The following is a 19,051-nucleotide window of genomic DNA, read 5'->3' on the forward strand; positions in this document are numbered from 1 at the left end:
GGAGGTTCCAGCGATGTCGTGCGTTGACCAGCGAGTGGGAACGGGGGCGAGCCGCGTTCGGCGGCTGCTCTCCCGCGCCCTGCTGGTCGTCGGCGGCACGCTGGCGGGCACCGCCGCGGCCTGGGCGCTGTCGACCGCTCCGGCGTCCGCGCAGATCCCGGTCGACCAGGTCGCCGAGGTCGCGCACGACTCGCTGTCGCCCGACGCGGCGCAGAGCCGGGTCGAGGCCGCGCTGGCCCCGGTCCGCGCGAGCGAGGTCGGCCGGGCGGTGCACGAGCTCGACACGGCGCTGAGCACCCCGCGGGTGCCCGAGCCGAACCCGCCCCGCCTGCGGCAGGTCGCGGAGGACATCCGCGGCGCCGTCGGAGGCGTGCGCGACTGGTTCCAGCACCGCGCGTCCGAGCAGGCGCCCGCCGACGCGGTCGTCGGCGGCGTCGTGACGCAGGTCGTCACCGAGACCACCCCGGCCGCCACCGCCGTGCCGGTTTCCGCCGGTACCCCGGTGGTGCACGGGGTGTTCGCCAAGCTCAGCCGGACGTGGCTGGACGCACCCCGGCAGGCGGTCGTCGCGCTGCCGGGCGACAACGGGTCGTCCCTGCCGGGAGACCCGTCCGGGCTGCCGTCGATGCCGTTCGCGCCCCTCGGCGCGCCGGCCCACTGCTCCTGCGGTGGCGACGGCTCCGGTTCCTCGAGTGGTGGCAACGGCCCGTTCTGGGTCGTCTCCGCCGACCACATCGACCCCGCGGTGGCCCGGGCTCTGTTCCCCGCCACCGAGCGGAACGTCGTGATGCCGGGCAAGCAGCCCGGCATCACGCCCGACTGACCACGCGCGCGGTCCGCGGCAGCTCATCGTCGAGCTGACCCGGTGATCGACCGTCGCGCCGCTTCGCGTGCGCTCCCCTCCCGGTCGATGCCGCGCTTCCCACCCCTCTGATGACCCGGGTGGTCGTCGTCTCCGACGCGGTGACCGCGTCCGACCACCCCTCACCTCCCGCAAGGGACACCGGAAGAAGGAGAACCCATGCAAACCTGGGCCAAGCGCGGTCTGAAGACCGCACTTGTCACGGGTGGTTTGCTGATGCTCGGCACGGGCATCGCTTCAGCCCAGGAGAACGTCAACCCCGACGCGAAGCCGAACCCGCTCGACGCGAAGGTTCGCGTTCCGGTCGACGTCGACCACAACACCCTGGGCACCCCGGTCGGCAGCCACGAGCTGCCGGCCGTGCACCAGGAGATCGGCACGCCGAGCGCGACCGGCCGGCCGGTGCGCGACCTCGCGCTCCCGGCCAACCCGCTGGTCCGCGCCACGCAGGAGCGGCTGACCGGCGTCGACACCGTGGGCCTGGCCCGCGGCAACACCGCCGACGCGGACGTGGTCGTGCCGGTGAACGTCTGCGGCAACGCCGTCGCGGCGGGCGGCGACGCCTACACCGAGGGCGTCTGCACCCAGTCCGCGTCCAGCGCGGGCGAGATCAAGACCGACGGCTCGTACGGCCCCCTGGCGGGCAACGTGGCGCACGGCGCCGCCGCCATCTCCCCGCAGGTCAACGGCAACGCCATCGCCGCGCTGGCCAACGCCGAGTCGCGGGCGACCTCCCACCAGCGCGCGGTCGCGGGCGACAGCGTCACGACCTCGGGCCAGGACGGCTCCCTGTCGGGCAACATCGCGGCCGTCCAGGGCGCCCTGCCGGCGCAGGTCACCAACAACGCGGTCGCCGCGGGCGGCAACGCCTACAGCGAGGCCACCTCCTCCAGCGACGCCCGCGCCACGGGCTCGCTGAGCACGACCGGCGACCGCAGCACCGGGGGCGGCAACGTCCTCGGCGTGCCGGCCGCGCCCGTCCTCGCGGTCACCGGCAACGGCGTCGGCGCCGCGGGCAACGCGGACACCGTCACCGAGAACCGGGCGTCCTCCGACGCGGGCACCACCCAGCGCGACCGGACCGACCTGCCGATGTGGTCGTCCACCTCCGGCAACGACGGCACCCTCGCGGGCAACGTGGTCCAGCCCGCGTTCGCGGGCCCCGTCGCCGCGGGCGACAACGCGCTGGCGGGCGTCGGCAACTCGCGGGTCACCAACGCGATGGCGAACGAGGCCGAAGCGGGTGGCAACAGCTACACCTCCAGCCAGGACTCGGTGCTGTCCGGCAACTACGCCGACACCCCGCTCGCCCTGCCGGTCTCCGGCGCGGGCAACTCGCTGTCCGGCGTCGGCAACACCACGGCCCGGCACGCCAACGCCGCCTCCGCCGCCGCGGGCGGCGACACCTACGCCAACGGCGACCGGTCCGTGCTGTCGGCGAACTCGGCGAACCTGCCGCCCGCCGGCGCGGCCGACCTGTGCGGCAACGGCCTGACCGGCGGCGGCATCGCCGAAGCCGAGTGCCGCAACGACGTCACCGCGCAGTCCGGTGGCTACAACGGCACGACCGGCAACGACGCGGTCGGCTCCGGCAACGTCGGCCAGGTGCCGCTCGGCCTGCCCGCCGAGGCGTTCGGCAACGGCGTCGGCGCGGCGGGCACGCCCACCGGCCGGGCCACCGAGAACAAGAACGTGCGCTCGGGCCGGGTGGCGACCAGCGTGGACGACAACGGCACCGTGTCCAGCAACGTCGTGTCCGCCCCGACCGCCCTGGGCGGCCAGGTGTTCGGCAACTCGGGCGGCGCGGTCGCCAACCCGACGTCGACCACCGACAGCGACACCGAGATCGACCTCGGCAACCCGCCGAGGGCCAACGGCAAGCACGGTTCGGTCTCCGGCAACATCGTGCACGTGCCCACCTCCAACCCGGCCCAGGTCTTCGGCGACTCGGTCGTCGCGGTCGGCAACGGCTCGTCCGACACCGACAGCAAGCTCGACTCCCGCTCCGGCGGCACCGCCATCACCACCGGCGACGAGGGCTCGCTGTCGGGCAACGTGCTGTCGCTGCCCGAGGCGTCCTCGCCCCAGGTGTTCGGCAGCGCGGTCGGCGCGGGCAGCAACGTGGAGTCGGAGAGCCGCAACCAGTTCGGCTCGTACTCCGGCGGCGACGTGCAGACCTCCGGCGACGACGCGTCGTTCTCCGGCAACGGCATCGGCGCGCAGCCGTCGGTCCCCCTCCAGGTGTTCGGCGACGCCGTCACCGCCGCGGGCAACGGCTACTCGGAGACCGACAACCGGACCGGCCTGATCGCCGGCGGCGAGCACCTCACCTCCGCCGAGGACAGCGCGTGGTCGGGCAACCTGCTCACCGCGCCCGCCGGCGTCACGCCGTCGGTGCACGGTGACGCGGTGACCGTCGCGGGTCTCGCGGACGCCGCGACCGCGAGCCGGTCGGCCAGCCAGTCCGGTGGCAAGACCACCACCGAGGGCCGCGGCCCGGTCAGCGTGCACGACGTCGAGGTGCCGACCGAGGCGTTCGCCCGCGTGTTCGGCATCCCGGTGGACGTGCTCGGCACCGCCACCGCGAACGCGCAGGACCGCAACGACGTCCGCACCGGCGACGACAAGGGCGACGACACCCGGGTCACCGACGCGAACCGGGGCATCCAGCTCCCGGCCGGCGTCGACAGCCTGCTGCGCGTCACCGAGCTGCCGAACCTGGGCCTGGTGAGCCGCTTGTCGCAGTACACCGTGCCGCTGGGCACGCCGGGGCTGGACGAGCTGCGCGGCCTGCCGATCCAGGGCCTGCGCCAGGCGCAGCTGCCGGGCAGCGCGCTGCTGGGCCGCACCGTGCCGAGGCCGGACGTGGACGCGATCAACGCGGCCAAGCCGAAGGCGGACAACCCGGTCGGCGCGGTGTCGCAGGCGAAGCTGCCCACGGCCGAGGGCCCGGTCGGCGCGCTGTCCCAGGCGGAGCTGCCGACCCTGGACGCGCCGCTCGGCGCGCTGTCGCAGGCCAAGCTGCCGACGGGAGGGCCGCTGGGCGCGCTGTCCCAGGCCGAGCTGCCCACCCAGCAGCTGCCGCGGCTCACCGACCTGGAGCAGGTCCGGCAGGGCCTGCCGGCCGTCGGTGAGGCCGCCCGTGCCGCCCTGCGCACGGTGCCGGTCCTGGCGACGCTGGCCCGCGCGGTGCGGTCCGACGACGAGGAGCGCTCGTTCGGCGGCACCCTGCCGGTGCTCGGCGACTTCGCCCCGACCCAGCCCCTCCCGGTCGTGGACGGCGGCCTGCCGGTCGACGGCCTGGCCGAGGGCGGTCGCACCGTGTCGTCGCTGCCCGTCGCGGCGCCGGCCGGCCTGCCGTTCGTGCTGCCGGTGCCCGGGGTCGCGCAGCCGCGCTCCGAGTCCCCGGTCGTGCCCCCGATGGCGCTCAGCGGCATGAACGTCAACCCGGTCCAGGGTGGCGTCGGCCCGACGCGGTTCACCGAGACCCAGGCTCCCGCCCTGGCCGCGATGGACGCGCGCACGGTGTTCAGCTCGCTCGAGGACACCACGGTGATCCCGCGCATCTGATCCACCCCCCGGCGACCGGGCCCCTGGCACCTCACGTGCCGGGGGCCCGGTCCGCGTTCGGGGTCAGTGGCGCAGGAGCTCCTCGACGTGCGCGACCACCGAGTGCACCGGCGCCTCGCCGTCGCTGGTCACCCAGCACACCCGCACGCCGGTCCGCACCCGTTCACCGCCGAGCCGCACCGCGCGCCCCGCCAGCTCGCGCACCCGGGCCGCGACCTCCTCGCCGCTGCCGTTCGGGTGCTCCGCGACCACGGCGAACGAGTCACCGCCGTAGCGCGCCACCGTGTAGTCGGCCCGCAGACCCTGCCGCAGCCGTTTCGCCAGCACGGTCAGCAGCTCGTCGCCGCGCTTGAAGCCGTGCGCCGCGTTCACCGCCGCCATGCGGTGCACGTCGGCCAGGACCAGGGTCGCCAACGTGCCCTGGGTGCGGGCCCGGATCAACGCCTGGTCCAGCCGGTCGAGCAGCAGCGCCCGCCCCGGCAGCCCGGTCAGCGCGTCGAGCAGCCCGGCGCTGTGCGGCACGTCCGCCTGCACCGGCCGCAGCAGCACCAGCACCTGCCCGCGCACCACGACCGGGTAGTACTCCGCCCACACCTGGGCGTGCGGCAGCACCACCGGGATCGTCAGCGGTGACCCGGTGCGCAGCACCTGGGCGGCGAGCTCGGCGCAACTGGGCAGCGGCGCCCCGGAGTCGTCGCGGGCGCGGGCGTCACCGAGCAGCGAGGACGCCATCGGGTTCGCGGCGAGCACCACGCCGTGCTCGTCCTGGAGCAGCACCCCGACCGGCAGTTCCGAGACGAACTCGTCCCACACCGCACGGGAAGCCGTTGTCTGCACGGTACTCATAGGACTCGTGCCTTCCGCTGAGGCATGGCCTGTCCGTGAAGAGCCTCCCTGCGGGTAGCGGGCTTTTCAATAGCTCCGACGCCACCCGGTCCGGTGATCTTTGGCCGGCGGTGTAACGCCGAGCCGGGCCAGCATCCCGGCGAAGTCCTCTTCGGACACGATCGGCACCTCGTACGCCCGCGCCCGACGCGCCTTGCTCGACAGCGTGAACGGGTCCGCGGCCACCACCACGCGGGTCGACCTGGTCACGTACCCCTGGCTGACCAGCCCGGCGGACGCGGCCCGGTCGATCCACTCGTCACGCGGCACGTCCATCTGACCCGTGAACACCACCCGGTCACCGCGGTCCAACGCCACCGGTCCCAGCCGGCGCGGCACCGGCGTGGCCGCCCCGCGCCGCACCTCGGCCACGTCGTCGTCCAGCGCGAGCCGCGGCACGGGCTCGGCGTCTGGCACGCCGAACCCCAGGTAGTGGGCGAACAGGCGGGCCGTGGCGCGGGCGTCGTGCAGCGCCGAGTGCGCCGAGTCGAGCACTACCCCGGCGGCCTCGCAGCACGCCGCCAACGACCGCCCGACCAGGTTCGGCAGGTACCGGTCGGCCAGCCGCATCGTGCACAGACCGGTCACCGGCAGGTCCACCCCGGCGCGGGCGAACTCGGCGGTCAGGAACCGGGCGTCGAAGGACAGGTTGTGCGCGACGACCACCCGCCCGGCCAGGCGCGCCGCCACCGCGCCCGCGGCCCGCGCGAACGTCGGCGCGTGCCACACGTCGGCCGCGCGGATGCGGTGCACGTGCTGCGGCCCGAGGTCGCGCCCGGGGTTGAGCAGGGTGCACCACTCGTCGGTCACCCGGCCCCCGTCGTCCAACCCGACGACGGCCACCTCGACCACCCGGTCCGAACCGCGCGCGGCGAACCCGGTCGTCTCCACGTCGACCACGGCGTACCCCATGATCGACGGACCCTACCGATCATGGTCGCCCGGTCAGCGCGCGGAGCACCAGATCGACCACGGCGTCGGCGAACTCCCCGGTCAACGGCGCCGTCCGCAGGAACCACCGCTGGTAGACGGGCCCCAACAACAACTCCGCCGCCGCCGACACGTCGACGTCGGCCCGCACCTCACCCAGCCGCTGGGCCGCGCGTAATCGCTCCTCCAGCGCCATCCGGCGCGGCATCAGCAGCAACGTCACCAGGTCCGTGCGCTCCTCGTGCACCAGCACCCGGCACACCTGGTCGAACCGCCGTTCCGCCAGCTCCTCGGCCGCCGTGCGCAGCTCCCGCTTGAGGTCGACCGCCAGCACACCGCTGGGCAGCGCGTCCGCCCCGGCCGGCCCGTACTCCAGGAAGGCGTCGAACAGCAACGGCCCCTTCGACGGCCACCACCGGTAGATCGTCTGCTTCCCGACCCCGGCCCGCGCCGCCACCGCTTCGATGGTCAACCGCGAGTAGCCGAGCGCCTCGAGCAACTCAATCGCGGCCACGAGGATCGCCCGCCTCGAACGGTCGCTGCGCCGCGCCGCGTCGGGTGGCATCTTCCGATGGTATGCGCAGTTCTGCGGTGCGGGAATGACCCACAACCGACGTGGTCGGTTGCCCGGCCCGCGACGGTCACCCGAGCGCCGGGACGAGCGCGTCCGGCGACGCGGTGGCGCCCCGGTCACCGCGGAGCAGCAGCACCACCGCCCGCTCGGCACGCCGCGCCAGCAGGTAGGCGTACGGAGACCTGCCGTACTCGCGGCGGAACGCGAGGCCGAGGACCCGACCGGGCAGGCCCGCCTCGCGGCCCAGCGCCTCGACGTCCAGCGGCAGGGCGTGGTCGCGGTCGATCCGGTCGCGCACGCGGCGCAACCGGGTCAGCTCTTCCCGTCGGCGCGCCGCGGTGCGGGCGCGCGCCCACGCGGGATGGCACATGGCGGTCGCTCCTCGGGTCAGCGGAGTTCCTGGATGCGGACCAGGTTGCCCGCCGGGTCGCGGAACGCGCAGTCCCGGACTCCGTACGGCTGCACGGTCGGCTCCTGGACCACCTCGGCGTCGCCTTCCTGCACCTTCGCGAACGTCCCGTCGAGGTCGGGCGTGGCGAGCAGGATCCAGCCGTAGGTGCCCTTGGCCATCATCTCGGTGATGGTCCGCCGCTCGTCCTCGGTGATGTTCGGGTCCGCGGCGGGCGGCGCCAGCAGGATGGACGTCCCGGGCTGCCCGACCGGACCGACCGTGATCCAGCGCATCGAACCCTGGCCGACGTCACTGCGGACCTCGAAGCCGAGGGTGTCGCGGTAGAACGCGACCGACGCCTCCGGGTCGTCGTGCGGCAGGACGGTCGTGTGAATCGTCAGGTCCATGGCGGTGAGCCTAGATCGGCACGCTGACCTGCGCTTCTCGATTCCTGACCACCCGCCGGACGCAGGCCGGCTAGCCCTGGGCGAGGTCGGCGAAGCGGCTGTAGTGGAGCTGGTGGGCGACGGTGATGGTGGCGGTCGGGCCGGCGCGGTGCTTGGCGATGATCAGGTCCGCCTCGCCGGCGCGCGGGTCGTCGCGCTCCCAGGCGTCCGGGCGGTTGATCAGGATCACCATGTCCGCGTCCTGCTCCAGCGAGCCGGACTCGCGCAGGTCGGACAGCTGCGGGCGCTTGTCGGTGCGCTGCTCCGGGCCGCGGTTGAGCTGGCTGATCGCGATCACCGGCACCTCGAGCTCCTTGGCGATCAGCTTCAGGTTCCGGGAGAACTCCGAGACCTCCTGCTGGCGGGACTCGCTGCGCTTGCCCGACGACATCAGCTGGAGGTAGTCGACCACCACCAGCCGCAGGTCGTGCCGCTGCTTCAACCGCCGCGCCTTGGCCCGGATCTCCATCATGGTCAGGTTCGGCGAGTCGTCCACGAACAGCGGCGCCTCGGAGATCTCGCTCATCCGCCGCGCCAACCGGGTCCAGTCGTCGTCGCTCATCCGCCCACCGCGCATGTCCCCGAGCCGGATCCGCGCCTCGGCCGACAGCATGCGCATGACGATCTCCGTGCGCGACATCTCCAGCGAGAAGATCGCGCTGGTCAACCCGTGCTTCACCGAGCAGGACCGGGCGAAGTCCAGTCCCAGCGTCGAGTTGTGGGTCGGGATCATGGAGCGTCCCGCGAGGTAGAGGTGGTCCGCGTTGTCGACCTCGACGCAGCGCACCGGGACACTCGGGATCGGGCGCACGTCGACGATGAACCGCGAGCCCGTGCGGACCGGGCTCAGAGCGCGGCGCCGTTCCTTCAACGCCAGCCGCTTGCGCTCGAGACCGAACACGTCGTCGTCCGTGCCGAAGGTCAGGACGTACGCGGTGGACGTCTGCTCGTTGCGCCCGCGCACCGACTTGGTGCTGGTCGAACACCGGTACCCGAGGCTCACGACGAGCTCGCGGACGTCCTCGGCCAGGCGTCGGTTCGTCACGGAGAACTGCACCGACCCGCCTGCCGTCACCGTGCCGTCGGTGTCCAGCAGCCCCGCGAGCAGCGCACGCCGCTGCGCGACGGAAGCCCGGAGGTAGGTCACGGGGATGTGCTTGTCACCCAGCACGCCGAGGCCGCGCAGGAGTGCCTGCACGGTGCCGTGGTCGTGGTGGCAGTCCTGGCAGCGCCGCAGGCCGGAGGAGGGGCCACCGCAGTCCGGGCAGGTCGACGCCGGGACCGGGGCCGACGTGAAGCGCGACTTGCCGCCGCAGCTGCGGCCACACGTCTTGACCTGCGAGGTCTTCGGCGTGAACGGGGTACCGCAGACGACGCACGCGCGGATCACGGGCACGTCCGCCGCGGGTAGCCGGATGCTGTGCACCAGGCCGCCCCGAGGCACGACCTCGTAGCCCTCGGCTTCGATGTTCCAGGCGATCTCGGGGTCCGCCGTGGTGATCCGGGCGGCGGCGGAATGCCCGTCGCCCAGCCACGCGCCGAGCGTGTACGGGCCGATCGGCAGCGGTGCTTCAGGCAGGTCCAGGGCTCGGGCGTTCGCCACCGAGTGGTTCAGCCGCCGGTCCGCCGTCTCGCAGCGCAGGGTCGCGGCGATCTCCCGGGTGGTGCGGATGCCGCTCCGGACGCGCGGCTCGCGCCCGGACCCGGCCTCGTGCGCCGAGCGGCGCGACGCCCGCGTGTCGGTGAGCCACTGGTGCTCGGCGTCGGCCACGAGCACGGAGCCGTCCGAGAACTCCACCTCGTAGCACGGGCGGCCGAGCATCACGTCGGTCGCCGCCACCACCCTGGTGGGCCGGCCGTCCGCGCCGATGAGCCGGTCGCCGACTGCGACCTCGCCCATGGTCGTCCACCCGGTGGGCGTGGCGAGCGGCGTGTCCAGCGCGAGCGCCTTGCCCACACCCGGCCGGGCGGCGACGATGATCATCTGGCCGGGGTGCAGGCCGTTGGTCAGCTCGTCCAGGTCGGCGAAGCCGGTGGGGATGCCGAGGGACGAGCCGCCGCGCGAGGCGATGGCGTCGATCTCGTCCATGGTCGGCTGGAGCAGCTCCTCCAGCACCACGTAGTCCTCGGTGGTGCGGCGCTCGGTGACCTCGTAGATCGCGGCCTGGGCGCGGTCGACGACCTCGTCCACGTCGGCGCCCTCGGCGCCGTTGTAACCGAGCTGGACGATCCTGGTGCCCGCCTCGACCAGCCGCCGCAGCACCGCCTTCTCCGCCACGATCTCGGCGTAGTAGGAGGCGTTGGCGGCCGTCGGCACGGTCGCGATCAGGGTGTGCAGGTACGGCGCGCCGCCCACGCGCAGCAGCTCGCCCCGGCGTTCGAGCTCGGCGGACACCGTGATCGGGTCGGCCGGCTCGCCCCGCCCGTACAGGTCGAGGATGCAGTCGTACACGGCCTGGTGCGCGGGCCGGTAGAAGTCGTTGGGCGCGAGGACCTCGACGACGTCGGCGATCGCGTCCTTGCTCAGCAGCATCCCGCCCAGCACCGACTGCTCGGCGGCGAGGTCCTGCGGCGGCTGCCGTTCGAAGCCGGGCTCGGCCATGCCCCGGTCGTCCACCAGCGCCACCGTGAGCTCACCCCAATCTGCTGCCGTGCGGTTTGTTGTACCTCGTGGGTCCGACAATGTCCGCCACGCCACGCCCCGTGGTCCAGCGACGCTAGAGCCACCTGGATGGCGTAGGCAAACCCACCTGTGGACAACTCGGTGGACAGCTTGGGGATGGTCGGGCCGAGCTGACCACAGGGCTGGGGAAAGCTGTGGACAACCTGGGTACAACTCGGGTCCAGACAAAAGTTAACGCAGGTCAGAGGCTGTGGATAAGTTTGTGGAAAAGTCGTGCGTCACACCTTCGGCGTGTCGCGTGTAACCGGGGCCCCGGCGTGTCGCGCACGATGTGTCACACGAGTTGTCCACAGCCGGACGCGCGAAAGCGCCGCCCGACCAGAACACCTGGTCGAACGGCGCTTCCGAGTGCGTCAGAGCGCGTTCGCGACCTCGACCGAGAGCGCCACGGTGACCTCCGGGTGGAGCCGGACGTTCACCGAGTGCTTGCCGAGGGTCTTGATGTGACCCGCGATCTCGACGGCCCGCTTGTCCAGCGTGGGGCCGCCGGCCGCACGCACGGCCGACACGACGTCGGACGAGGTGACGGAGCCGAACAGCTTCTTCGAGCCCGCCGCGGCCTTGGCCTTCAGCGTCACGGAGCCGAGGCCCTCGAGCGACGCCTTGATCTCCTTGGCGTGATCCAGGTCGCGGACCCGGCGGGTTTCCTGCGCCCGGCGGATGACCTCGACCTGCTTGGCCGCGCCCTTGGTGGCGAGGATCGCCAGGCCGCGGGGCAGCAGGTAGTTGCGGCCATAGCCGTCCTTGACCTCGACGATGTCGCCGGGGCCGCCGAGGCCGGTCACGTCAGCGGTGAGGATGAGCTTCACGATGCCGTCCCCTTTCTCAGCGAGCGGTCGAGGTGTAGGGCAGCAGCGCCATCTCGCGGGCGTTCTTGACGGCGACCGCGACGTCGCGCTGGTGCTGGGAGCAGTTGCCGGTGACCCGGCGGGCGCGGATCTTGCCCCGGTCCGAGATGTACTTCCGGAGCAGGGTGGTGTCCTTGTAGTCGATCAGGTTGGCGTTCTTGTCCTTGCAGAACGCGCAGACCTTCTTCTTGGGCTTGCGCACAGGCGGCTTGGCCATGTGTGGACTCCTGGTATTACGCAGTGAAGTGTGGAGTGGACCGGTGCCGGTCTAGAAGGGGGGCTCGTCGGCGAAGCCACCGGAGCCGGCCGGGGGCGCGGAGCCCCACGGGTCGTCGGCCGGGGCGCCGCCGCCACCACCGCGGGACTGACCGCCGCCGCCGAAGCCGCCGCCGCCGTCCCCGCGGCTCACCTTGTTGACCTTCGCGGTCGCGTAGCGCAGCGAGGGGCCGATCTCGTCGACCTCAAGCTCGATGACGGTGCGCTTCTCGCCTTCCTTCGTCTCGAAGGAGCGCTGGCGCAGCCGCCCGGTCACGAGCACGCGCGAACCGCGGGTGAGGGACTCGGCCACGTTCTCCGCGACCTGCCGCCACACGTTGCACCGCAGGAACAGCGCTTCGCCGTCCTTCCACTCACCGCTCGCCCGGTCGAACGTGCGGGGGGTGGAGGCCACGGTGAAGCTCGCCACCGCGGCGCCGGACTGGGTGAAGCGGAGTTCGGGATCAGCGGTCAGGTTCCCGACCACCGTGATCGTCGTCTCGCCTGCCATGTCGAGGCGCCCCTAGACCTTGGCCTTGGCTGCGGCCTTGGCGGCGATCCGCGCGGCGGTCTTCGCGGCCTTGGCGGGCTCGCGCCGGATGACCTTCGTCCGGAGCACCGTCTCCTGCAGGCCGAGCTGGCGGTCCAGCTCCTTCACCGCGTCGGGGGTCGAGATCAGGTCGAGGACGGCGTAGATGCCCTCGGCGTTCTTGTTGATCTCGAAGCTCAGCCGGCGCTTGCCCCACACCTCGACCTTCTCCACGTTGCCACCCGTGGTGCGGATGACGTTGAGGAACGTGTCAAGGGACGGCGCGATCGTGCGCTCGTCGAGACTGGGGTCGAGGATGACCATCACTTCGTAATGACGCATGAAGACCACTCACCTCCTGTGGACTCGGCGGCCACGGACGTTCCGTGGCAGGAGGGTCGTCGCGTCAGCAACCCGAGAAGGGTAACAGGCGGTGAACGGTGCTTTTGACCAGGTCCCGGGCGGCCGGGATCCAGGCGACCGGGATTCAGGCCGGGATTCGGTCAGCCGGGGATCAGGCGACGGCTCGGCGCAGCACCCAGGTGCGCACCAGCGCGCCCGTCACGAACGACAGCAGCAGCACGGCCAGCAGCACGGGAGCCGCCACGCCGCCGCCCATCCGGCCCGAGCCGGGCAGGGCCTGGGCGCGGCCCGCGGTCTGCACGCTGTCGGAGTCGTCCGCGCCGGGCACGCCGTAGCCGGGCCGGTAGCCGCTCACGCCGCCGCCGTAGCGCACGCCGGGTGACGGCGCGAACCGGCCGGGCACGGCGAACGGCAGGGAGCCGTAGCTGAACAGCGGCACGCGGCCGAAGTTGCCGCCCCACGGGTTCGAGCCGTACAGCGGCACGTCGAGCGCGCCGACGCCGCCGACGGGGCTGGTGGCGGGGTTCTGGCCGGACGGGCTGGTGCCGGGCTGGGACGTGCCGGGGGTGCCGCCGGGTTGGCCGGTCTGCGGCGGCTGGTTCGGCGACGGCTTGGTGCCGGGCAGGGTGGGCAGCCCCGGGAGCCGGCCCGCGGCCTGCTCGGAGGCGTCCGCGAGCGCCCGCGACCCGTCCTGGACCGGCGCGGCGGCGGTGTTGACCGCCTGCACGGTGACGCCGCACAGCTTCGCCAGCTCCGTGCGCACCCCGTTGGACAGGGTGACGATGATCGGTCCGAGCAGGGGCAGCTTGACCAGCTCGGCGTTGACCTTGTTCGCGATCTCGCCGCCGGTGATCACGCCGGAACCGGTGGGGATCGAGCCGATCGGGATGGGCGGCAGGGCGGTGAACGCCTGGCGGAACGGCTCGGCCAGCGGCGGCCCGAGCAGCGGGATCGCCCGGATGAGCTGCACCACCGGGTCGAGCACCGCGGCCGGGCTCAGCGCCACCGGCGTGCCCGGCGCGCCCTGCACGGTGGTCGCGCAGCTGCCCACGACGACGGGTTCGGCGGCCACGGCCGAACCGGAGCCCGCCGCGACGCCGGCCGTGCCGACCGCGAGCACGACGGCCGCCGCGCCCACCAGTCGAGTGAGCCGGATCCGCATCGCTGGCCTCCTGGCGTACCGCACGCGCTTCCCGTTTCCTACTTACAAGTAACGAGCGTAGGTGCTGATAGTGACGCGGACCATCCCCCGCGATGACAAATTTCCTATCGCCGGCGGTCGGCGCGGCGTTGCAGCTCCCGGCTACCCTCCACACCCATGCGCATCGGGGCCCACGTCCGCGACGACGACCCGCTCGGCGCCGCCGCCGAGCGCGACGCCGACGTCGTGCAGTTCTTCCTGGCCGACCCGCAGGGCTGGAAGGCGCCGAAGCCGCACCCCCAGACCGACGGGCTGCTGGCCTCCGACCTGGACGTCTTCGTCCACGCGCCGTACCTGGCCAACGTCGCGTCGCTCAACAACCGCATCCGCATCCCGTCCCGCAAGATCGTGCTCCAGCACGCCGAGGCAGCGGCCAAGGTCGGCGCCAAGGGCCTGATCGTGCACGGCGGGCACGTCACCAAGGGCGAGGACCCGAACGAGGGCATCGCGAACTGGCGCAAGATGTTCGAGCGGCAGGCCGACAGCGGCGGCTTCGCGGTCCCGATCCTGATCGAGAACACCGCGGGCGGCGAGAACGCCATGGCGCGCACGTTCGACATGCTCGGCAGGCTGTGGGACGCGGTCGGCGAGTTCGACGCCGGGTTCTGCCTGGACACCTGCCACGCGTTCGCCTCCGGCGAGGACCTGGTCGGCATCGTGGACCGGGTGAAGGCCATCACCGGGCGCATCGACCTGGTCCACCTCAACAGCTCCCGCGACGGGTTCGGCTCCTCGCGCGACCGGCACGCCAACATCGCGTCCGGCACCATCGACCCCGACCAGCTGGTCGCGGTGGCCGCCGCGGCGGGCTCGCCGGTGCTGGTCGAGACGCCGGACGAGGGGCAAGCCGAGGACATCGCGTTCCTCCGCGAGCACCTGGGCCGCTGAGCGTGACGCGGGAGGTGGTGGCCGTGCGGCAGCGCGCGGGCACCCGGTCGCGGTCGCGCCGGTTCGGCGGGGGCGCGCTCGCCGCGATCGTCGTGCTGTGCGGGCTGACGATGTTCCTCGGCTTCCTCAACAAGGACCGCTGCACCGGCCCCGAGTTCGACCAGTGGGGCCGCAGCGCGCCCGACTACGAGGAGCGCAACAAGGCCGAGGTCTGCTACTCCGACATCCAGCACCTGTGGATCGGCCGTGACGTCGACCGGCACGTGTTCCCGTACGTCAACGGCGGCATCACCGACAAGGGCGTGCTGGTCGGCGGCGTGGTCGAGTACCCGGTGCTGACCGGGCTGCTGATCTGGGCGGGCGCGATCCTGGCCCGGACCGACGCGGCGTTCCTGCTGTACTCGGCGCTGCTGATGGCGCCGTTCGGGCTGGCCGCCGGGTGGATGCTGGGCAGGTTGAGCCGGTGGCGGGCGCTGATCTGGGCGCTGGGCCCGCCGGTGGTGCTGTACGCGTTCCACAACTGGGACCTGCCGGTCGTGTTCTGCGCGGTCGCGGCGGTGTACGCGGTGCACCACGGTTGGGGCGGGCGCGAGCGGTCGTTGGTCGAGCGCGGCGTGGTCGCGTCCGTGCTGCTGGGCATCGGGTGCGCGTTCAAGCTCTACCCGCTGATCTTCGTGCTGCCGCTGTGCCTGTACGTGCTGACCGGCGGTCCGGGCGGGCGGTGGCTGCCGCGCGCCGACCGGTACGACGTCGCGGGCGCGGTGAAGGTCGCGGTGGCGTCGGTGCTGACGGTGGTGCTGGTCAACCTGCCGTTCGCGGTGGTCGGGCCGGAGGGCTGGGCGGCGTCGTTCACGTTCCAGGGGCTGCGCCGGGTCGACATCACCACGAACTCGATCTGGTTCTGGTCGATGCGGCCGTTCATGGCCGACGAGACCATGCAGGCCGTGGTGGGCGTGCTGTCGCCGGTGGGCGTCCTGGCGTCGTTCGCGCTGGCGGCCTGGCTGGGGTGGCGGCGGTACCTGCGGGAGGGCAGCTACCCGTGGGTGGCGGTGTCGGCGGCGATGCTGTGCGGGTTCCTGCTGCTGCACAAGGTGCACTCGCCGCAGTACACGCTGTGGCTGGTGCCGGTGTTCGTGCTGCTGCGGGTGGACTGGGGCTGGGTGGCGGCGTACTTCGCGGCCGACCTCGCCATGGGCATCGGCATCTTCCGCTGGTACTACGCGATCGAGTTCGGCGCGCCGTCCGGGATCTACGACGGGTTCTCGGCGCAGGCGGTGGTGATCGGCGTGTGGGGCCGGGCGGCGCTGCTGGCGGCGCTGTTCCTGGTGTTCCTGAAGTCGGAGGTCACGTTCGGTGCGCCCGAGCCCTCGACCGCGGCCGCGCGGGTTCGGGAGGATGGCGGCACCTAGGGGGTGACGCCGGTGACCGACGACATGTCCACCGCCGAGATCGTGGCCGCGACCCTCGACCGGTGGGACGCGCTGCGGCGGGAGGCCGGTCCGCGGGCCGGTGACGAGCGGTTCCGCGAGTGGTTCTTCGAGGTCGCGCCGGTGCTGGCGGGGCTCGGCGACGACGCGGACACCCACGCGTTCCTGGCGTTCGAGGTGGCGAGCGGGTTGTTCGACCGCGGTCGCGCCGGTGACGCGTTCCTCGTGCTGCGCTGGCTGGGGCGGCACTTCGCGCGGGACGGCTTCCGGGTGGACACGCGGGTCCGGGCGATCATGGCGCTGACGGACACGTGCGCCGGGCGTGCGGTCGACCGGGAGTCGGTGGACCTCGCGGTCGGCGTGCTGCGCGACGTGGTGGACGTCGTCCGCGCGCCGGCGGACGTGCGGGTGGAACGGGCGGTGTGCCGAGCGCTGTCCGGCGTGGCGCACCTGAGCGGCAGGGGCGTCACGTTCGACCGGGCCACGGCCCGGGAGATCGCCTCGCGGTGGCGCGAGCTGGCCGAGCGGTCCGGCGGCAGCACCGACCCCGAGCTGCGCGACCGGCGGGCGCACGCGCTGGGCAACGAGGCGCTGCTGTGGTTGCAGGCCGACGACGAGGACCGCGCGCGCCGCCTGTTCGCCGTGATCACCGCCGAGTTCGGCGCGGACCCGCCGGGGGTGTCGCCGGACGTGGACCTGTGGGTCGGCCGCGCGCGGCACGCCCCGACCGTGCTGGACCGGTTCCCCGTCGGCGAGGCCGGGTTGCGGTTGGACTACCTCGAACGCCAGCGGCACTGGGACCGGCGGCGGCGGTTCACCGGGCTCGGCTTCGCGCGGTGGCTGCGCGACGGCGCGCCCCGCAACCACCTGCGCGAGCTCGTCCGGCAAGCCCGGGACCGGCACCGGAAGTCCGCGGGCCAGGTGCGGGCGTGGCTGTGCGCCGGCGAGCCGTTCGTCCTGCTGCTGCGCAACTTCGACCTCACCGAGCGGTCGGGGGTCGCCGGGGACGGGTGGTGGCGCGACCCGGCGGACCCGGCCGACCACGTCCAGGTGATCAACCTCAGCCGCGCCGGGCGCGTGCTGGGCGAGCTGGCCGCCGCCGTGCCCCTGGTCGTGGTGGCCTCCACGACCGCGGGCGAGCTGGAGCTGGGCCCGGACTTCGGCCAGTTCACCGCCCCCGTGCGGCTGTACCTGCCGGACGAGACGTGGTTCGACACCGTGTCCGCGCTGATCGCGGTCGCCGACCAGGTGATCGTCTGGGCCGCCGAGCTGAGCGCCGGCCTCGCGCGGGAGCTGGACTGCCTGATCGCCGAACGGCGCACCGACGACACGCTGGTGGTGCTCGACCCCTCGCTGGCGGACCCCGTGCCCGGCGCGGTGCTGCCCCGGACCGGCGGTGAGCCGCTGACCCGGGAGCACCCGGCGCTCGCCGCGTTCGCGCACGTGGTCGACGCCGACGAGCTGGACGTGCCGGGCAGCCCGCCGCTGGCCCGCGTCGTCGACGGGCTCGACGCCGCCCGCCGGGTGCCGTTCGAGCAGCGCGTCGCCCGGCTCACCGCCCGCTAAGCGGGCTGCTCGACCTCCACCGGTCGGCGCGACCGGCCGAACCGCAGCGCGAACCGGTCCGGCGCGCCGTCGACGAAGCCGCCGCACGGGTCGTCGTCACCGGCCTGGCGCACCTTGTCCAGGTCGGGCCGGTAGATCTCGCGGACGATGAAGGCGCACAGCACCAGGACCGCGACGTCCCGCGCCACCACCGCGCCCAGGAACCAGTCGATCGGCAGGCCCTTGTTGTCCACGCCCAGGTAGAAGAACATCCGCGGCACCCACACCAGCGCGTCCACCACCATCCACCCCAGCAGCAGCTTCCACCGCGGCAGGGCCAGCACGGCCAGCGGCACGAGCCACAGCGAGTACTGCGGGCTCCACACCTTGTTCGTCAGCAGGAACGCGGCCACCACGAGGAACGCCAGCTGCGCGAACCGGGGCCGGCGCGGCGCGGACAGCGCCACGAACCCGACCGCCGCGCAGCACACCAGGAACAGCACCGCGCTGACCGTGTTCAGCACCTCGGGCGCCTGCCCGTGCGCCAGGCCGGGGTCGAAGCCCTGCCACCCGGTCCACTGCGCGATCACGTTGTAGACCGAGTCCGGGTCGACGCCCCGCTCGGTGTTCAGCCGGAAGAACTCCCGCCAGCCGTCCGGGTACAGCCACGCGATCGGCGCGTTGACCACCGCCCACGTCGCCAGCGTGGCGCCGAACGTGGTCCACCCGGCCCGCAGCTTGCCCGCGCGCCAGCACAGCAGCAGCAACGGTCCGAGCAGGAACAGCGGGTACAGCTTCGCCGCGCCGCCCAGCCCCAGCAGCACGCCCGCGAGCACGGGCTTCCTGCGCGCCCACGCGAGCATGCCCGCGGTCGCGAACGCCGTGGCGAGCGTGTCGAAGTTGGTGAACGCGTGCACGATCACCAGCGGCGACACCGCCACCATCACCGCGTCGTACGGCCGCCGCCTCGCCAGCTGGGCCACCGCGTAGGCGGTCACCAGCCACGCCAGCGCGAGCCACAGCGCGGTGATGTTGAAGTACACGATCACGGTCATCGGGTTCGGCAGCCACCCGGACGCGGCGATCGCGGTCCAGCCCTGCGCCATGCGCGCGTTGAGCAGCTGGAACATGCCCGTCAGCACGGGGTACTCCATGTACCGGACGTGCGCGGTGGGCTTGCCCTCGTCGTCCACCCAGGACGTCTTGTAGGGGAACGTGTCCGGCTTGTCCAACCGCTCCGCCGTGTACAGCGGCACGGTGTCGGAGTAGCACATCGCGGTGAACTGCTTGCTGCCCCGCCAGTCCAGCTGCACCACGCCGTTGTCGTCCACGTACTGCTGCACGCACGGCGACTTCTGGAACCACGCCAGCGCCAGCGTCACCACCGCGAACAGCAGCACGACCCGCAGCGGCGTCCAGAACCACTGGCGGCCCACCGCCGCGTGCACCCCGACTGGCCCGCCCAGCGGCCTGCTCGCAGCCCGCGCCAACGGCTCGGTCCACGTCGGGTTGATCCGCTCTTCGGGGCCGAGCGAGTCGGTGTCGTCGGCGTTCGCCTGCGAGGGCTGCGAGGGGCTGGCCACGGGGACGGATGCTACGGGCACGGGTCAACGGAAGATGTGAGGTCGCCGCGAACTTGGGGCGGGCGATCCGC

Annotated in this window: 17 protein-coding genes; 5 read left to right on the forward strand and 12 right to left on the reverse strand. The window is 73.1% G+C overall.

The annotated features are described in order from the left end of the window. The first annotated feature begins 13 nt into the window (after positions 1-13). Entirely contained in the window at positions 14-823 is an 810-nt protein-coding gene (locus ACIQMJ_RS05475) for a hypothetical protein (RefSeq protein WP_499759749.1), read from the forward strand. 198 nt (positions 824-1,021) lie between these two features. After that, positions 1,022-4,432, forward strand: a complete 3,411-nt coding sequence (locus tag ACIQMJ_RS05480; RefSeq protein WP_499759750.1) for a beta strand repeat-containing protein — start codon at positions 1,022-1,024, stop codon at positions 4,430-4,432. 63 nt (positions 4,433-4,495) lie between these two features. Here the strand turns inward: ACIQMJ_RS05480 and ACIQMJ_RS05485 are convergent, their stop codons facing one another. The 11 genes from ACIQMJ_RS05485 to ACIQMJ_RS05535 form a co-directional block, all read right to left on the reverse strand. Further along, on the reverse strand, positions 4,496-5,278 hold the full coding sequence (locus tag ACIQMJ_RS05485) for a GGDEF domain-containing protein (protein ID WP_499759751.1): 783 nt from the start codon (positions 5,276-5,278) through the stop codon (positions 4,496-4,498). 66 nt (positions 5,279-5,344) lie between these two features. Next, complete coding sequence (locus ACIQMJ_RS05490) at positions 5,345-6,229, reverse strand: exonuclease domain-containing protein (protein WP_499759752.1); 885 nt, start codon at positions 6,227-6,229, stop codon at positions 5,345-5,347. 19 nt (positions 6,230-6,248) lie between these two features. Continuing rightward, complete coding sequence (locus tag ACIQMJ_RS05495; protein WP_499759753.1) at positions 6,249-6,812, reverse strand: TetR/AcrR family transcriptional regulator; 564 nt, start codon at positions 6,810-6,812, stop codon at positions 6,249-6,251. Between the two features lie 76 nt (positions 6,813-6,888). Beyond that, positions 6,889-7,191 carry a helix-turn-helix transcriptional regulator gene (locus ACIQMJ_RS05500; protein WP_499759754.1) on the reverse strand — a complete coding sequence of 101 codons (303 nt, stop codon included), beginning with the start codon at positions 7,189-7,191 and terminating at the stop codon, positions 6,889-6,891. Positions 7,192-7,208: 17 nt separating this feature from the next. Beyond that, on the reverse strand, positions 7,209-7,619 hold the full coding sequence (locus ACIQMJ_RS05505) for a VOC family protein (protein ID WP_499759755.1): 411 nt from the start codon (positions 7,617-7,619) through the stop codon (positions 7,209-7,211). A 70-nt stretch (positions 7,620-7,689) separates the two neighbouring features. After that, positions 7,690-10,284, reverse strand: coding sequence for a replicative DNA helicase (gene dnaB / locus ACIQMJ_RS05510; protein WP_499759756.1), 2,595 nt, complete (start codon positions 10,282-10,284; stop codon positions 7,690-7,692). Between the two features lie 410 nt (positions 10,285-10,694). Then, the gene (rplI, locus tag ACIQMJ_RS05515; protein WP_170232445.1) at positions 10,695-11,153 is read right to left on the reverse strand and encodes a 50S ribosomal protein L9; all 459 of its coding nucleotides are present in this window, start codon (positions 11,151-11,153) and stop codon (positions 10,695-10,697) included. A 13-nt stretch (positions 11,154-11,166) separates the two neighbouring features. Continuing rightward, positions 11,167-11,406 carry a 30S ribosomal protein S18 gene (gene rpsR, locus ACIQMJ_RS05520; RefSeq protein WP_015805710.1) on the reverse strand — a complete coding sequence of 80 codons (240 nt, stop codon included), beginning with the start codon at positions 11,404-11,406 and terminating at the stop codon, positions 11,167-11,169. A 51-nt stretch (positions 11,407-11,457) separates the two neighbouring features. Beyond that, entirely contained in the window at positions 11,458-11,955 is a 498-nt protein-coding gene (locus ACIQMJ_RS05525) for a single-stranded DNA-binding protein (RefSeq protein ID WP_141979896.1), read from the reverse strand. A 12-nt stretch (positions 11,956-11,967) separates the two neighbouring features. Beyond that, the gene (gene rpsF / locus ACIQMJ_RS05530; RefSeq protein ID WP_499759757.1) at positions 11,968-12,315 is read right to left on the reverse strand and encodes a 30S ribosomal protein S6; all 348 of its coding nucleotides are present in this window, start codon (positions 12,313-12,315) and stop codon (positions 11,968-11,970) included. Between the two features lie 172 nt (positions 12,316-12,487). Continuing rightward, positions 12,488-13,498, reverse strand: coding sequence for a hypothetical protein (locus tag ACIQMJ_RS05535; protein ID WP_499759758.1), 1,011 nt, complete (start codon positions 13,496-13,498; stop codon positions 12,488-12,490). Positions 13,499-13,654: 156 nt separating this feature from the next. On the opposite strand from ACIQMJ_RS05535, the gene ACIQMJ_RS05540 reads away from it, so the two are divergent. From ACIQMJ_RS05540 to ACIQMJ_RS05550, 3 genes are read left to right on the forward strand one after another with little or no spacing between them, the layout of a single operon-like run. After that, on the forward strand, positions 13,655-14,425 hold the full coding sequence (locus ACIQMJ_RS05540; RefSeq protein WP_499759759.1) for a deoxyribonuclease IV: 771 nt from the start codon (positions 13,655-13,657) through the stop codon (positions 14,423-14,425). Further along, positions 14,422-15,834 carry a glycosyltransferase family 87 protein gene (locus ACIQMJ_RS05545; RefSeq protein ID WP_499760253.1) on the forward strand — a complete coding sequence of 471 codons (1,413 nt, stop codon included), beginning with the start codon at positions 14,422-14,424 and terminating at the stop codon, positions 15,832-15,834. The genes ACIQMJ_RS05540 and ACIQMJ_RS05545 overlap by 4 nt, the downstream gene beginning before the upstream one ends. A 12-nt stretch (positions 15,835-15,846) precedes the next feature. Further along, the gene (locus tag ACIQMJ_RS05550; protein ID WP_499759760.1) at positions 15,847-17,418 is read left to right on the forward strand and encodes a hypothetical protein; all 1,572 of its coding nucleotides are present in this window, start codon (positions 15,847-15,849) and stop codon (positions 17,416-17,418) included. On the opposite strand, the gene ACIQMJ_RS05555 is transcribed toward ACIQMJ_RS05550, so the two are convergent. Next, positions 17,415-18,980 carry a glycosyltransferase family 87 protein gene (locus ACIQMJ_RS05555; protein ID WP_499759761.1) on the reverse strand — a complete coding sequence of 522 codons (1,566 nt, stop codon included), beginning with the start codon at positions 18,978-18,980 and terminating at the stop codon, positions 17,415-17,417. The genes ACIQMJ_RS05550 and ACIQMJ_RS05555 overlap by 4 nt on opposite strands. Positions 18,981-19,051: the final 71 nt, after the last annotated feature.

Source organism: Actinosynnema sp. NPDC091369, assembly GCF_044757065.1.
Taxonomy (GTDB): domain Bacteria; phylum Actinomycetota; class Actinomycetes; order Mycobacteriales; family Pseudonocardiaceae; genus Actinosynnema.